General features: G+C 59.5%; 9 protein-coding genes. 3 read left to right on the top strand and 6 right to left on the bottom strand.

The features are described from left to right. Positions 1–55: 55 nt before the first annotated feature. A complete protein-coding gene (locus OZX71_RS06260; protein WP_277159725.1) occupies positions 56–982 on the bottom strand; it encodes an acyl-CoA thioesterase domain-containing protein in 927 nt (308 codons plus the stop codon). A 552-nt stretch (positions 983–1,534) separates the two neighbouring features. Next, on the bottom strand, positions 1,535–3,211 hold the full coding sequence (gene ettA / locus OZX71_RS06255) for an energy-dependent translational throttle protein EttA (protein ID WP_277146418.1): 1,677 nt from the start codon (positions 3,209–3,211) through the stop codon (positions 1,535–1,537). Between the two features lie 342 nt (positions 3,212–3,553). Between ettA and OZX71_RS06250 the strand changes: the two genes are divergently transcribed. The 3 genes from OZX71_RS06250 to OZX71_RS06240 all read left to right on the top strand — a co-directional run bounded on the left by OZX71_RS06250 (position 3,554) and on the right by OZX71_RS06240 (position 9,889). After that, positions 3,554–4,432 carry a dioxygenase gene (locus OZX71_RS06250; protein ID WP_277159724.1) on the top strand — a complete coding sequence of 293 codons (879 nt, stop codon included), beginning with the start codon at positions 3,554–3,556 and terminating at the stop codon, positions 4,430–4,432. A 188-nt stretch (positions 4,433–4,620) separates the two neighbouring features. Then, a complete protein-coding gene (locus tag OZX71_RS06245) occupies positions 4,621–6,654 on the top strand; it encodes a DEAD/DEAH box helicase (RefSeq protein WP_277159723.1) in 2,034 nt (677 codons plus the stop codon). A 343-nt stretch (positions 6,655–6,997) separates the two neighbouring features. Beyond that, positions 6,998–9,889: an excinuclease ABC subunit UvrA gene (locus OZX71_RS06240; RefSeq protein WP_277159722.1), complete on the top strand. Its 2,892-nt coding sequence runs from the start codon at positions 6,998–7,000 to the stop codon at positions 9,887–9,889. A 178-nt stretch (positions 9,890–10,067) separates the two neighbouring features. Here OZX71_RS06240 and msrA read toward each other — a convergent pair whose 3' ends face one another. The 4 genes from msrA to OZX71_RS06220 all read right to left on the bottom strand — a co-directional run bounded on the left by msrA (position 10,068) and on the right by OZX71_RS06220 (position 14,670). Next, the gene (msrA, locus tag OZX71_RS06235) at positions 10,068–11,045 is read right to left on the bottom strand and encodes a peptide-methionine (S)-S-oxide reductase MsrA (RefSeq protein WP_277159721.1); all 978 of its coding nucleotides are present in this window, start codon (positions 11,043–11,045) and stop codon (positions 10,068–10,070) included. Between the two features lie 161 nt (positions 11,046–11,206). Continuing rightward, complete coding sequence (locus OZX71_RS06230) at positions 11,207–12,220, bottom strand: alpha/beta hydrolase (RefSeq protein WP_277159720.1); 1,014 nt, start codon at positions 12,218–12,220, stop codon at positions 11,207–11,209. A gap of 85 nt (positions 12,221–12,305) precedes the next feature. Beyond that, on the bottom strand, positions 12,306–13,547 hold the full coding sequence (locus OZX71_RS06225) for an MFS transporter (protein ID WP_277159719.1): 1,242 nt from the start codon (positions 13,545–13,547) through the stop codon (positions 12,306–12,308). A gap of 199 nt (positions 13,548–13,746) precedes the next feature. Then, positions 13,747–14,670 (bottom strand): AraC family transcriptional regulator, encoded by a 924-nt coding sequence (locus OZX71_RS06220; protein WP_277159718.1) that lies wholly within the window; start codon positions 14,668–14,670, stop codon positions 13,747–13,749. Positions 14,671–14,845 lie beyond the last annotated feature (175 nt).

Below are 14,845 nucleotides of genomic sequence, written 5' to 3'. Positions count from 1 at the left end.
TGGGCTGTTCCGTCCGCCGAATTGCCGGATTACCGGTCTTGCCGGTCGGCAGGATTTATTTCTTTTTCTCGTCTTTCTTTTCGGGCACACGGATGGTGGCTTCCTGTGTCATCGCGGCGAGCATCCTGCCGTCGACGGAGTAGACCTTGGCGATGCCCAACGCGCGGCCGTGACCGGCGACCGGGGCGTCCTGCACGTAAAGGTGCCATTCGTTCATATCGATATCGTCGTAGAACCACATCGAATGGTCGATCGAAGCATAGAAAATGCCGGGCGTGGAAATGCTCAGGCCCGCGCGGCGAAGGTCCGGTTCCATCATCACCTGGTCGCATTCCAGCGCCAGCAACGCACGATGGACGTTGCGCGAAGCCGTGACCGGGCTGGCCATGCGCATCCACACCATCTGTTTGCCAGAGTCGGCATTAGCGCTCTCCTTGTCGGGGGCGAGCATGACGGTTGAGCCGATGTGACGGATGTCGAACGGCGACTGCGAAGCATAATATTTGGCGAATCCGGATTTGTCGGCGTAAGGCTCCATCAGGTCTTTGGCGCTGGTCAGCGTCTCCGGGTCAGGAAGGTCGCTTGGCATCGCGTCGCTGAACTCAACGCCCGACTGGCCGGCCTTCTGCAGGCTCACCGTGGCCGTGAACAGCAGTTGTTCGCCCTGCCTGGCGTCCACGCGGCGGGTGGAGAAGGAACGGCCGTCACGCAATGATTCGACCTCGTATCGGGTCTCTTCGTCGAGCTTGCCGACCTTGATGAATGTGGCGTGGATGGAGTTGACGACTTTGCTTTCGTCGGTGGTGTCGGCCGCGGCGATCATGGCCTGCGCGGTCATCTGGCCGCCGTAGATGCGTTCGGTGGGGTAGTAGAGGTTCGTGGCGTCGCGGAAGACGGTGCGTCCGCCCTGCTCTTGACTGGCATTGAGCTTGAGTGCTTCCACCGCCTGCTGTGCCGCGTTGCCCGCCTTGACTTCCGCCATATCACTCCTTATTTCTGTCGAATAAACGCTTATGCGAGTCTATCCGCGCCGCCGAACTTTCCGTCCCCATTTTTTTTATCCGCTTATTTTCCCCCAAGCGTATCAATTATCCCTTACTCATGACGCATGGAGGGTGGGGATATACAATGCTCGGGACGCTCCTTGGCCGCTCGGCCGTGTCTTACGCCCGATCATCGCATATCCCCACCCTCCATACTCAGCACGGCTAACTCGCTAGAGAATTAGTTCATTTATACTACCTTTAACAGTAAAAACGTTGAGTGGTGGGGTGGGGATATGCGATGCTGAGGCGTAAAGCTTGGCCTACCGGCCTTGAGGGTGCCGAAGCATTGTATATCCCCACCCCACCACGTCATGGGCAACCCATCAAGCCGAATAAACTTCCAAGTCAGTAGAAATAACTAACTGGGCGACAGGTCGGCCGAGTTGGAAAGCGGATAGGGCTTATCAGCGGTGAAAACAGCTGTTTTCACCTTCGCGCTCGATACTTCGCGCTCACTGACGCTGCAGACAGTCCACTGGACTGTCTGCTTAGCGCGTCAGCTTGCGATGGATGCGGTGGGGGCGGGAGGCCTCTTCGCCCAAGCGCTTGACCTTGTCGTCCTGGTAGGCCTGGAAGTTGCCTTCGAACCAGTGCCACTTGGCCGGATTGTCGTCGTCGCCCTCCCACGCGAGGATATGCGTGGCGATGCGGTCGAGGAACCAGCGGTCGTGGGAGATGACCACGGCGCAGCCAGGGAATTCGATGAGCGCGTTCTCCAGCGATTCCAACGTTTCGACGTCGAGGTCGTTGGTCGGCTCATCGAGCAGGAGCAGGTTGCCGCCCTGCTTCAGGGTCAGCGCGAGGTTCAGACGGTTGCGTTCGCCGCCGGAAAGCATGCCGGTCATCTTCTGCTGGTCGCTGCCCTTGAAGCCGAAGCTGGCGACGTAGGCGCGGGTCGGCACTTCGACGCCGGCGACCTCGATGAAGTCGTTGCCGTCGGAGACGGCCTCCCAGAGGTTCTTGTTCGGGTCGAGGCCCTCGCGGTTCTGGTCGACGTAGGAGATCTTGACCGTCTCGCCGATGGTCAGCTTGCCGCTCGTGAGCGGCTCCTTGCCGACGATGGTCTTGAACAGGGTGGACTTGCCGACGCCGTTAGGGCCGATGATGCCCACGATGCCGTTGCGCGGCAGGGTGAAGCTCAGGTCGTCGATCAGCACGCGATCGCCGAAGGCCTTGTGGATATGCTCGGCCTCGAGGACCTGAGAGCCCAGACGCGGCCCCGGCGGGATGACGATCTCGGAGAAGTCCAGCTTCTTGGAGTTGCGCGCCTCGTTCTCCATCTCGTCGTAGCGTTCGAGCCTGGCTTTGTTCTTGGCCTGACGCGCCTTGGGCGAACTCTTGACCCACGCGATTTCGTTCTTCAATCGCTTCGCGAGCTTGGCGTCCTTGGCGCCTTGGATCTCCATACGCTTCTCTTTGGTCTCCAGATAGGTGGAGTAGTTGCCCTTGTAGGGGTAGAGGTGGCCGCGGTCGACCTCGCAGATCCACTCGGCCACGTTGTCCATGAAGTAGCGGTCGTGGGTTACGGCGATGACGGCGCCCTTGTAGGTATGCAGGAACTGCTCGAGCCACAGGATCGATTCGGCGTCGAGGTGGTTGGTCGGCTCGTCCAAGAGCAGCAGGTCGGGGGCTTCGAGCAGCAGCTTGCACAGCGCCACGCGACGGCGCTCGCCGCCCGAGCAGACCTTCACTGGGGTGTCTGGGTCGGGGCACTGCAGCGCGTCCATCGCCTGCTCGAGCTGGGAGTCGATGTCCCAGCCGTTCGCCGCGTCGATCTCCTCTTGCAGCTTGCCCATCTCGGCCATCAGCGCATCGTAGTCCGCGTCCGGATTGGCCATTTCCTCGCCGATCTGGTTGAAGCGGTCGACCTTGTCGGTAATCTCGCCGAACGCGGCCTTGATGTTCTCGCCGACGGTTTTGGTATCGTCCAGCGGCGGTTCCTGCTGCAGGATGCCGACGGAGTAGCCGGGAGTCAGCTTCGCTTCACCGTTCGAGACGGTCTCTTGACCTGCCATGATTTTCAAGAGGGTGGATTTGCCCATGCCGTTGGGTCCGACGACGCCGATTTTCGCGCCCGGCAAAAAGCTCAGGGTCACGTCGTCAAGGATCACACGGTCGCCATAGGCCTTGCGAGCATTGATCATCTGGAAAATAAACTCAGCCAAGTATTCGTTCCTTCGTTGTTAATGTGTGCTTTGTCTCATTGCGTTTCAACCATTCCGCCGGGTTTGACCAACCCGCGGATTCAAGCCAATTTTGGCATATCGAGTAGACGTTTGAAGGTTTCTCGGCTCTCCGTTTAATGTCGCTTTTGTGCGTTTTGTCTAGAAATGACGTTCATGCGGGAACAAATGGACTCAGCGATATGTTGGGTCTGGTAATGTGCTCATTTCAACCTGCACGTTGTGACGTCATACGATTATGCTTGATTTGATTAAGCCGACCGCGACTGGCGGATTGAAAAGTATTTGGAAACCCTTGAAGGGAGCGGCGCGATGGAAGCGAATATGACCAACTTGCCGGCTGGTCTGCCGGAGGCTTTGCCTATCGAGAACCCGCTGAGCTCGGCCGATGCCCGCGTGCCGGCCGAAATCGAGCAGTCCTCGGGTCTGCTGTTGCAGGGCAGGCGCCTGCGTTCGTTCGCCTATACCACCGATGCCGCCGTGATCCACAACACCAACGCCGACGCCATCCTCGCCGTCTACCCGTTCACCGGTCAGCCGGTCATCAATCAGGCCGTGCTTTCCGTGGCTCAGGCCCCGGTTTTCGTAGGGGTCGGTGGAGGTACCACCACCGGTACGCGCGTGCTTGAACTCGCTGTGTTCGCCGAGATGCAGGGGGTTGCCGGCGTCGTGCTCAACGCTCCCAGCGAGGTCGAGATCGTGCGCGAGGTCGCCATGACCGTCCACGTTCCCGTCATGGCGACTGTGGTGCAATGGGACGATATGGTGGCGCGCAAGATCGAAGCGGGCGCGAAGATCATCAACGTTGCCGCCGGCAGAAACACCGCCGAAGTGGTCGCACACATCAAAGACCGGTATCCCGAAATCCCTGTGGTCGCCAGTTCCGGCGGGTCGGCCGAATCGATACGCGAGACGATAGAGGCCGGTGCCAACGCCCTTTCCTGGACGCCGCCGAGCGCCACCGACCTGCAGAAACGGATGATGGAACGTTACCGTCGCGGCGAAACCGGACATCCCGATGGCGCCCCAAACACCCCCAGCTCGCCGTTGTCCAATGTCAATGCAAATGGCACGACGAAGAGCTTCTACACGTCCACGGCCAGCATGGGCCATCCATACACGGATGTTCCTCAAGCCAAGCAGCCGAGTCCGCGCCACAAGAAGCAGGCCCCACCGAGCGGTGCCGTCGTGGAATCGAACTGAGGAATCGTTCACGGATAATGTGGGGCGCGTCTGATATAGTGAATTGTCCATTACGAAGCCGGGGTCCGCATATGAGAGACAGGTCGGCTTCAATCTTTTGAAAGGCTATTGTGCCGAAGCGTCGTACTCATAAAAATAATTCAGACGACTCTGCCGATTTTAGCGGCGAGCGGCATGCAGAATACGAAATGAATAATCCTGATTCCCATAATTTCAAATCGAAAAAGGCCGAAGAAGCGGCCGAAAGCGCGGCTGCGTACGCCAAGAGCGGAGACCAGCCCGAGCGCACTTTCGCGCAGCTCGGTGTGCCGGGGCCGCTGGTAAGCGTCCTCGCTCGCGACGGCAAGAGTGTCGCTTTCCCCATTCAGGCCGACACCCTCGGCGACTCGTTGGCCGGACGTGACGTGCTCGGCCGCGGTGAGACCGGCAGCGGCAAGACCTTGGCGTTCTCGATTCCTCTGGTCGCTCGTCTAGGCGAAACGGGCGAAGGCGAGGCGGTGATGCGCGATTTCGAGCGTATGGGCCGCGGCGACCGGAACGCCCGCAAGCGCGCGATGCTGCCGCATCCGCACGGCATGATCCTTGCACCCACACGTGAACTGGTCAACCAGATCAACGAGGTCGTGGCCCCGCTCGCTGCCGCCTACGACATGCAGACCGCCACCATTTACGGCGGCGTCAAATACAGCCGTCAGATCAACGAGCTCAAGGCCGGTGCCGAAATCATCGTCGCCTGCCCCGGACGCCTGGAGGATTTGCTGCGTCAGGGCGCGCTTTCCATTGAGGACGTCGAGGTGGCGGTGCTCGACGAGGCCGACGAAATGGCCGATATGGGCTTCCTGCCCGCGGTGCAGCGTCTGCTCGAACAGGTCGATTCGAACGGCCAGCGTATGCTCTTCTCCGCGACGCTCGACCACGGCGTCGACAAGGTCGTGAAGCAATTCCTGCACGACCCGAAGATCCATGAGATCGCGCCCGCCGACGCGCAGGTCGACACCATGACCCACCACGTTTTCGAGGTCTCGCAGGGCAACAAGTACGAGGTCATCCGCGAGCTCGCCAGCGGCAAGGGCAAGCGCATCCTCTTCACGCGCACCAAGTACCAGGCCAAGAAGATGGCCGACAAGCTTGTCAAAGAAGGCATCCCCGCCGTCGATCTGCAGGGCAATCTTTCGCAGAACCAGCGTGACCGGCACCTCGCGGCCTTCACCTCGGGCGACGTCAACGTGCTGGTGGCCACCGACGTGGCCGCGCGCGGCATCGATGTCAGCGACGTGGAAATGGTCGTGCAGACCGAGCCGCCGGAGGATCCGAAATCCTTCCTGCACCGCTCCGGCCGCACCGCACGCGCCGGCGAATCCGGCGACGTAGTGACCCTCGTGCTGCCGCAGCAGCGTCGCGACGCCCGTCAGATGCTGCGCCGTGCCGGTATCAAGGCCAAGAGTCAGAAAATCGTTCCGGGCGCTCCCGAACTCGAGGAACTGGTGGGGGAGCATGCCCCGCTGGTCGAAGGCTGGACGCTCACGGTGCCGGTCGTCAACCGCAGGGCCGGGCGCACCGGTCGCGGCGGACGCAACGAGGGCCGTGGAGGTCGTGGCGGCTACGGCCGCAAGGACCGTGGCGGACGTCGTGACCGCAACAACCGTCATGAAGGCGCGCATCGTTCCCTCGATAAACGTGATCGCCATGAATCCCGTGACGATTTCAACGAGGGCGGCTACGACGGCAGACGTGGGGGATCGCGCAAGCATCGCGATTTCGACGAGTCGTCTTCTCGTCGGGACGGACATCGCGGCCACGGCAATCCCCGTTACGATGACGGGCAAGGCCCCATCGACGGACGTTCGTCGCGCGGCCGTCGCGATGACCGCCGTTCGCGTGATTTCTACGATGACGGTTATCGCAAGAACGGCGGCAAGCGTTCGCGTCATTCCGATTTCGATGACCGCGGCAAGCGTGGCGGCAAGAAGCACTATGGCGACAAGCGCTCCGGCGGTCGCGACGGCGGCTATGAGGGTGGATATGGGCGCGATGCCTACTCCTCCCGTGGAGATCGACGTCACAACGGGCACGGCAAGTCCGAAGGATACGGGCACGGCCATGGCCGCAACGAGGGCTATGAGGGTCGTTCCGGCAACCGCGGCCAGCGTTCGCGTAAGGCCGAGGGCTTTCGCCACGGGCACGGCAAGCGTCATTCGACCCCGTTCCGCCGTTCGCGCTGAAGCGCGTTAGACGGCGTGAGTGACGAGTCGGATGGCAGATAGCCGTTGGATTCGTCGGAGGTAATAGTCAATGGTGTCGCGGGTTATCGCGGCACCATTTTTGTATTTCGTCGCCATAGTCCGTCCAAATGTGAACAGCTAACGAATCTGCGCCAGTTATGGAGCTTGCTGGCACCGGGCACTCGTCTAAAACGCACTTTTTGCACATCAGGGTGAGAAAAGTGCGAGTAACGCGTCGTATATCGCACTTTTTACGTGTGCATGTGCGAAAAGTGCGTTAAGTGCGTCGTAAAACGCACTTTTTACATAGCCGTGTTAGGGCGCGGTGAATACAGTGGATGCTATGAGTGACAACAAAGGCATGAGTGATATCGGCGTTGGGAATTCTTCTGTCCCGCGGGCCATCGAGGTGCGCGGTGCCCGCGTCCACAACCTCAAAGATATCGACGTCTCGATTCCGCTGAACGAGCTCGTCGGCATCGCCGGGGTCTCAGGTTCCGGCAAATCGTCGCTGGCGCTGGGCGTGCTCTATGCGGAAGGCTCGCGGCGCTATCTTGACGCGCTTTCGACCTACACCCGCCGACGGATGACGCAGGCCGAGAAACCGCAGGTCGATTCGGTGCGGTTCATTCCGCCGGCCTTGGCCTTGCGTCAGCGGCCGGGCGTGGGCGGCATGCGTTCGACCTTCGGCACCTCCACCGAGACGCTGAACGTGCTGAGGCTGATGTTCTCGCGCCTCGCCTCGCATCGCTGCCCGAACGGCCATTACCAGAAGCCGACGCTCGACGTCGCCGCCGAGATTCCCATCCATTGTGCGGTCTGTGGCGCACTCGTCGAACCGCCCAGCGCCGAACAGATGGCGTTTAACTCCACCGGAGCCTGCCCGAAATGCCAAGGGACCGGAACCATCCACGAAGTCAACGATGCCGCGCTGGTCCCAGACGAAAACCTCACCATCGACGAAGGCGCCGTCGTGCCGTGGCGCACGTTCGGCTTCAACGTCCAGCCGGATATCGTCCGCGAATTCGGGGTGCGCACCGACGTACCGTTCAAGGAACTCACCGAGCATGAGCGCGACATCGTCTTCAACGGGCCGGAAGAGAAGAAGCCCATCACCATCACCTCGATCAAGGGTGTCCATCATCTCGATTTCACCTTCCGCAACGCGAGACTTACCGTGACCAAGGAACTCGACCGTGCCAGCGACGAGAAACGCATGGCCAAGGTCGCGAAGTTCCTGGTCGAGCGCGTCTGCCCGGATTGTGGCGGCTCGAGGCTGAATGAGACCGCAAGAGCCCCGAAAATCGGCAAATACAATCTGGCCGAAGTCACTTCCTGGCCGTTGCGCAAGATTCTTGAATGGGCCAAGGCGGTTCCGGATTCGTTGCCGCAGGATATGCGGCAGATGGCCGAAAGCCTGGTCGACACGTTGGAGGATATGGGACGCAGACTCATCCAGCTTGGTCTGGGCTATCTGACGCTCGACCGTGCCAGCGCGACGCTTTCCACCGGCGAACGGCAGCGTGCCCAGCTTTCGCGTGCCGTACGCAACGAGACCACCGGCGTGCTCTATGTGCTCGACGAGCCTTCCACAGGCTTGCATCCGGCCAATATCGAGGGGCTTATCGGCGTGATGCACGATCTGCTGGCTTCCGGCAATTCGGTCGTCTTCGTCGACCACGACGTCCATGTGCTTGCCGCCGCCGATTATTTCATCGAAATGGGCCCGGGCGCAGGCAGTCGGGGAGGACGTATTCTCGCTCAGGGCGCACCCTCCGAGATATTGCGTAATCCGAAATCATGCATTGCGGGTTTCCTCGATGGTTCCCAGCCTGTGGTCATCCGCGAACGCCTTACGTTGCCGCCGATTTCGCGGGATTTGCGCACATTTATGGCAGTGACGAATCCTGATGATGAAGTGGTCAATCATCGTGGACAGGGCGGCTATCAATCAAAGCAGGTCAACGCAGAAGCGACTTCGGCCAAAGCTGTAGCTGCACCAACGATCGGCGATAAAGTTGATGGTTCGGCAAGCGTAGCGGTGGCGGACTCCCCGTGGATCACGATGACCACCGATGCCATCCATACCGTGCACCCGCTGCATGTCGCGATTCCGCGTGGGCGGATGACCGCTGTCACCGGCGTCTCCGGCTCCGGCAAGACCACGATGGTTCTGGAATCGCTGATTCCCGCGTTGCAGGCGCAGGAAAGCCATGAGCTCTTGCCGTCCCATGTCTGTGCTCTCGACGCCGCTGGTATCACGCGCGTGCGTCTGGTCGATTCCACGCCCATCGGCATCAACGTGCGCTCAACGGTCGCCACCTACACCGGCATCATGGATATGCTGCGCAGGGCTTTCGCCTCGACGTCCGCGGCCAAGAAACGCGAGCTCAAGGTCTCCGCGTTCTCGTATAACACCGGTACCCTGCGCTGCCCGCAATGCGACGGCACCGGCCAGATCAGCCTCGACATCCAGTTCCTGCCTGACGTCACCATCACCTGCCCGACCTGCGAGGGACGGCGCTATCGCCCGGAAGTCAACGATATACGGCTTGCGACACCGACGCATCCGCAAGGACTGACGTTGCCGGAAGTGCTCGATCTGGAAGTCGACGATGCGTTGGACGTTTTCGCACTCGATGAAGATTCCGGCTCAACCCATGGTTCATCTGCACACGGTTCCGCCAACCGTCGACAGTCCGGCATTTCGGTAGGTTCCGTTCGTCATAACCAGCTCAGCGCCTCGGTAGGTTCCGTAAATTCCGCTGGATCGCTGGGCCAGGTTGAATCCGGCGATATGATTACCTCTTCTCTGCTCAAACGCATCCATAAGGCACTCGAAACATTGCATGACCTTGGCCTCGGCTATCTCACGCTCGGCGAGGATACCCCGAACCTGTCGGGCGGCGAGGCGCAGCGCCTCAAGCTTTCCAACGAACTCGGCAAGAAGCAGGGCACATCACTGTTCGTGCTCGACGAGCCAACGACCGGCCTGCATCCGCTTGACGTGCGCACCTTGATCGACGTGCTGCAGCGATTGGTCAGCGGCGGGGCCACGGTGGTCTTCATCGAGCACGACCTCGACATGATCGCCAACGCCGACTACGTCATCGACATGGGCCCGGGCGGCGGCGAGGAAGGCGGCAGAATCGTCGCCACCGGCACCCCCGACGAAATTGCCGTCAATCCCTCCAGCATCACCGGCCGTTACCTCGCCAAGCATCTGAAAGGCTAAAGGACGCGCTTTGACCGAACGTCCTATGGAGAACCGAGAATCGTTGGAATAATACGGATTTTGGTATCAAAAAGCGGTATGGATATCACAGTAATCCATACCGCTTTCATATAGCAAAGGCCTCGGTCACAATCAGGATGATTTGGGCCGATCGGTACCCGCTTCGCTTGCGTACGGTTCACTGGGCCTTGTCAAGCAAACTCAGATACTTGCCGTAGCCCTGCGCTTCCATCTTCTCGCGCGGTACGAAACGCAGCGAGGCGGAGTTCATGCAGTAGCGAAGCCCGCCGCGATCGCGCGGTCCGTCGTCGAAGACGTGGCCCAGATGGATCTGCGTGTCGGCGGTGCGGATCTCGATGCGCGGCCGTCCGGGGATCCGGGTGTCGCGATGCTCGGTCAGCGACGAGCCGTCGATGGGTTTGGAGAACGCCGGCCAGCCGCAGCCCGCGTCGAACTTGTCGGTGGAGAGAAACAGCGGTTCGCCGCTCACCACGTCCACATAGATGCCCGGCTCGAAGTTCTGATCGTACTTATTGGCGAACGGGCGCTCGGTGGCCGCCTCCTGCGTCACCGCGTACTGCTCCGGGTCGAGCCGCCAGATGCTCTCGATATAGCGCTGTCGCTTGCCCACGTTCATCAGCTTGGCCACCGAAATATGGCAGTAGCCGCCCGGGTTCTTGTCGAGATAATCCTGGTGGTAGCCCTCGGCGGGGTAGAAGTTGTGCAGCGGCTCGACAATCACCGCTGCCTCGCGCCCCTCACGCGCGGCAAGCTGCTGCAAAGCCTTGTCGTATATGGCTTTCTGCACTTCGTCGAGATAGAGCATCGCGGTGCGGTACTGCCGTCCGGTGTCGTTGCCTTGCCGGTCCACCGAGAACGGGTCGATGACGTCTAAGAGCAGCAGGGTCAGCGTCCGCAGGGTCACACGCTTCGGGTCATAGTCGACGCGTACGGTTTCCGCCGCGTCCGTCGCTCCGCTGCAGACTTCCTCGTAGCTCGGGTTCTCCTTGCGCGACTGCGCGTAGCCGACCTGCGTGTCGGTGACCCCGTCCACGCCTTGGAAATAGCGTTCGACGCCCCAGAAGCAGCCGCCCGCGAAGTAGGCGGTCTGTGTCTCGGCTCCGGCCGTAGAAAGATTTTGCTCGGTATCATTCATCAGTTTCGTCCCCGTTTTCTTCAATTGACATATCGCAGTATGACATATAATCTACCGTTCATGTGTGTCAAGATGAAGGAGCATATGCGGCAGGCGTAGCGCCGGAGGTTCGCCACCACGCCTGCCGCATATGCATGTTTGAATGCCGAAGCCGGATAGGCCTACACTCTCGTGCTCAGCCAATCAAGCACGATGCCGACGGCCCGGGTCGAGCGGAACCCTCGGCAGGCGTGGCAGGCATTGTCGAGTTTGATGAAGGTCACGTCCTTGCCGAGCGCCTTCATGGTCTCGTAAAGACGGCAGCTTTGGTTGAACGGGACGAGCTGGTCGCGTCCGCCGTGCATGATGAGCGTCGGCGGGGTAGGGCGATCCGCCGAAAGATACGACATCGGTGAGGCCTTGCGGTTCCGGTCGAGGTTTTCAAGCACGTTGACGTGCCCGATTTCGAATCCTTCGGGGCTTTCGGCGTCGGAATGGTTTTGCGAGCTTGGATAGTAGTTCATCTTCGCGAAGTCCGTCGGGCCATACCAGTCGACGATGGCCTTCACCTGGGCGCTGACGCCTTGGTATTCGTCGGTATCGGGCTTATGGTCTCCCGTGAACCCGGCCATCAGCACGGTGTGGCCGCCTGACGAGTCGCCCCAAAGGGCGATGCGCTCGTCGTTGGCGTGGAAAAGCTTGGCGTTCTTGCGGATGAAACGTACCGCGGTCTTGCAGTCCTGCATCTGCGCCGGGAAGGGGGCGATGTCGCTGTGACGGTATTTCACCGAGGCCACCACATAGCCCTGTTCGGCGATGCGCACGCAGAGATTCGAGTATTTCAGCATGTCCTGCTCGTGGAATGCCGATCCTCGAACGAAAACGATGACCGGCCAACCGCCTTCCGGCAGTTTCTCCTCGGGATTGTTGTCGAATCCGGGCTCGAACACCCACAGAGGCAGGTCGATGCTGGAACCGTCCGCAAGCGTCCGGGTCGCATAGGTCATTTCTTTGATGTCGACTTCGTAGCCGAAATCGTCCTCGTCGAGGTCCGAGATCACTTGGCAGCCTTCAGGGCATTCGTCGGTATGGTTGAAATAGCCGTCCTTCATGGCGAACGTCGGTAATGGCTTCAACGGGAAGCTTGAGGCTGGTGCGACAAGCTTGTCGACGTCGATGGTTGTTGGATTGTTCATAATTGCTTCTTTGCCTTTCTTTGGACAATGATAATGAATTGTAGTCCGACGGCGTTTCTCGATATGCCGTCGGTCGGCCTGTTGCCTACTTGGCCGCCGCAACTTCTTTCGTGTGATTCGTCTTGTTGAACACCACGATCATGACAATGCAGACCACCATGAGAATCGCGGCCTCATTGAAGGACTTCTGTGTGCTGGTGATCCCCGTGACGGCACCGATTCCGGCGAAAACATAGGACGGCAGGAAGGCGCCGATGCTGTTGCCGAAGAACGCGTAGGAAGTAGCCTGTGCGGAAAGCGTGGCGTCGGTGTGTTCGTTGACCAGGAAATTCACATACGGCATGAACCAGCAGAAGCCGAGGCCAAGCAGAACGGCGGCGACATACCAAAGCGCCAGCGAACCCGTATTCGCCCAAAGCACGAACGCCACGGCCTGCAAGGCAATGGCGACAATGCCGATATGCATGCCGAGGAAACGCTTTGCGTAGCCGAAGACCAGGCCTCCGAGGAAGGACGCCACCGATACCACGGTTATGACGGTCGCCGCCTGCACCGCGGTGATAGTCTTGGTCTCTTCGGCCGCCAGAGAAAGATTGACGGTGTAATAGCCGTAAGCGGTCGCGAACACGATTTGCAGGATCATGCCAAAGTAGGCCGAAAACGGCATCTTGCGCTTGGGCTGCGAAGTGTCCTTGCTGCTTTTGTGGATGCGTCCGATTTCATTGACACTGTTGGGGATGAACAGCCAGACCAGGATGGCCACCAAAAGGGCGATGAAATAGACGCAGTAGAAATAGCGCCAGTTCACCGTCATGATTCCGGCGATGGCCGAGGAGAAGATCGTCGCCCCAAGGCCCACCATCGCGGATTGCACGCCCATCATGGTGTCGGCTTCATGGCCTTTGAAACAATCGATGATCAGCGACGCCGCCAGGGGCTGGATGAGGCCTACGCCGAAGCCGCAGAGCACGCGGATGGCCGTCTTCAGCGTCAGGTCGGGGATGAACATCGGCAAAAAGCCGCCGAGGAAACACAGCAAGGTCCCCGCAAGGCAGATGTTTTTCTTGCCGACACGCGCCGCCAGGTAGCCGCCGATCAAGGTCGCTACGATGTCGCCGATGACGGGGATGTTGACGAATCCCTGCAGTTGCATGGTGGAAGCGTGGGGATAGTCCTGTTTGAGGCTGGAGACCACGGCCATGGTCACGCTCACGCTGCAGAGAATCAGCGAAAGCGCCAGTATGGCGGTTTTCAGCAGGGTTCGTTTTGCTCCGGATTGGGGCAGTCCGGCAATGGCGTCGGACGATGTATCGATGGATTCGCTCATGATGCTCCTCTTTCTCCTTTGGCAACTGTGCCAAGGTTCTATATTTCAAGAGGCTCGACGCTGAGGATGAGTGTCTACGGCGAACCTCTTGTGAGTGAGCTTATATGATAATTTTTGTCTTCCGACGGTCAGATTTTGACAGTGCCGGACATTTTTTAATGGATTATCGATGAAATGCTGTATGGATTCCAGCCGAGCGTCACGGTTTTATCCGGTTTTGCTGGCGGAATTGAGTAGGCGAGACGTGGAAGCGTTTCTGGACCGCGCGGACCAGGGATTTCGTCGAAAGTCCGTTGTTCGCGGCGATGGTTTCAATCGTGTCGTCGGTCATCAGCAACTCGTCGATGCAATGCCGCAAACGAATGCCGGTAAGGTATTGTTTGGGGCCGATCCCCGCGTGCTCGCTGAAGAAACGGGAGAAGTATTCCGGGCTGTAACCGAATTTCTCGGACACTTCGGCGATGGATGACGTGGCGGAATAATGGTGTTCCATGTAACTGACAACCGGTTTGATGCGGTCGTCAACATTGTCGGCCTGTCCGGGATCGTCCGATTCGTCTTTGACGGAATAATTGGAATAGATATGTCCGAGAAGGGTGAACAGCAGACGGTTGACGTTGATGAGGCTGAGGTCGGAATCGGTGTCGTCCATGGCTTCGATGAGGTTTTCGCATAATTCGAGCATGGTCTCGTCCGGGTAATCCGTGCCTTTGCCAAGTGGGGTGCATTGCATGATTTTCGTATTGCAAATATTGGGGTTGATGGCGTCAAGCCTGCGGTCGTCAAACGTCACCGAGAGCACGCTTTGGGTGTTGGTGCGCGGAACGGGATGGATGGCATGAAAGGCGTCCGAACTGATCAGGCAGCATTGGCCGTCGGTGATATGCGTGGAATATCCGTCGATGAGCATCTGTACGCAACCATGCCGAACAAACAGGAATTCGGGCCCATGATGCCAATGAAGCGGTACGTCCTGGGCGGGAATCTCCTCATGAAGCTGAACCACTGCGGGGTAGGCGGGTGAGAATGCCAAATCCTGACGGTTGTTATGCTCCAGCATCGGCGCATAGTCCAGGTCCTCGGAGATGTGAAATGTCGACGACTGTGCCGCAAGTTTAGCCATACCTCGTTATGCTAGTCGTTTGAGCGTTGGACGGCCAGTTTGTTTTTCTTGACATGGCGCAATTGCGGATCGGCTTCGTATATGCTGCAATCGTGGGTCGGCCGTGGCTTGCGGAATATCTAGGTTTTCAGGCTTTGCTCGTTTCGCGCGAGCCGTTGCTGTTTGTGTAACGTCA

The sequence above is a fragment of the Bifidobacterium sp. ESL0764 genome, from assembly GCF_029395515.1.
Classification (GTDB): Bacteria; Actinomycetota; Actinomycetes; order Actinomycetales; family Bifidobacteriaceae; genus Bifidobacterium.
Note: the sequence above shows the minus strand (reverse complement) of the source record. Positions and strands in the feature narration are given on the sequence as shown.

Bases quoted from the DNA above. Each gene is read 5' to 3' on its own strand.
- OZX71_RS06260 (WP_277159725.1), bottom strand. From the start codon at position 982: ATGGCGGAAGTCAAGGCGGGCAACGCGGCACAGCAGGCGGTGGAAGCA.
- OZX71_RS06250 (WP_277159724.1), top strand. From the start codon at position 3,554: ATGACCAACTTGCCGGCTGGTCTGCCGGAGGCTTTGCCTATCGAGAAC.
- OZX71_RS06245 (WP_277159723.1), top strand. From the start codon at position 4,621: ATGAATAATCCTGATTCCCATAATTTCAAATCGAAAAAGGCCGAAGAA.
- OZX71_RS06240 (WP_277159722.1), top strand. From the start codon at position 6,998: ATGAGTGACAACAAAGGCATGAGTGATATCGGCGTTGGGAATTCTTCT.
- msrA (WP_277159721.1), bottom strand. From the start codon at position 11,045: ATGAATGATACCGAGCAAAATCTTTCTACGGCCGGAGCCGAGACACAG.
- OZX71_RS06230 (WP_277159720.1), bottom strand. From the start codon at position 12,220: ATGAACAATCCAACAACCATCGACGTCGACAAGCTTGTCGCACCAGCC.
- OZX71_RS06225 (WP_277159719.1), bottom strand. From the start codon at position 13,547: ATGAGCGAATCCATCGATACATCGTCCGACGCCATTGCCGGACTGCCC.
- OZX71_RS06220 (WP_277159718.1), bottom strand. From the start codon at position 14,670: ATGGCTAAACTTGCGGCACAGTCGTCGACATTTCACATCTCCGAGGAC.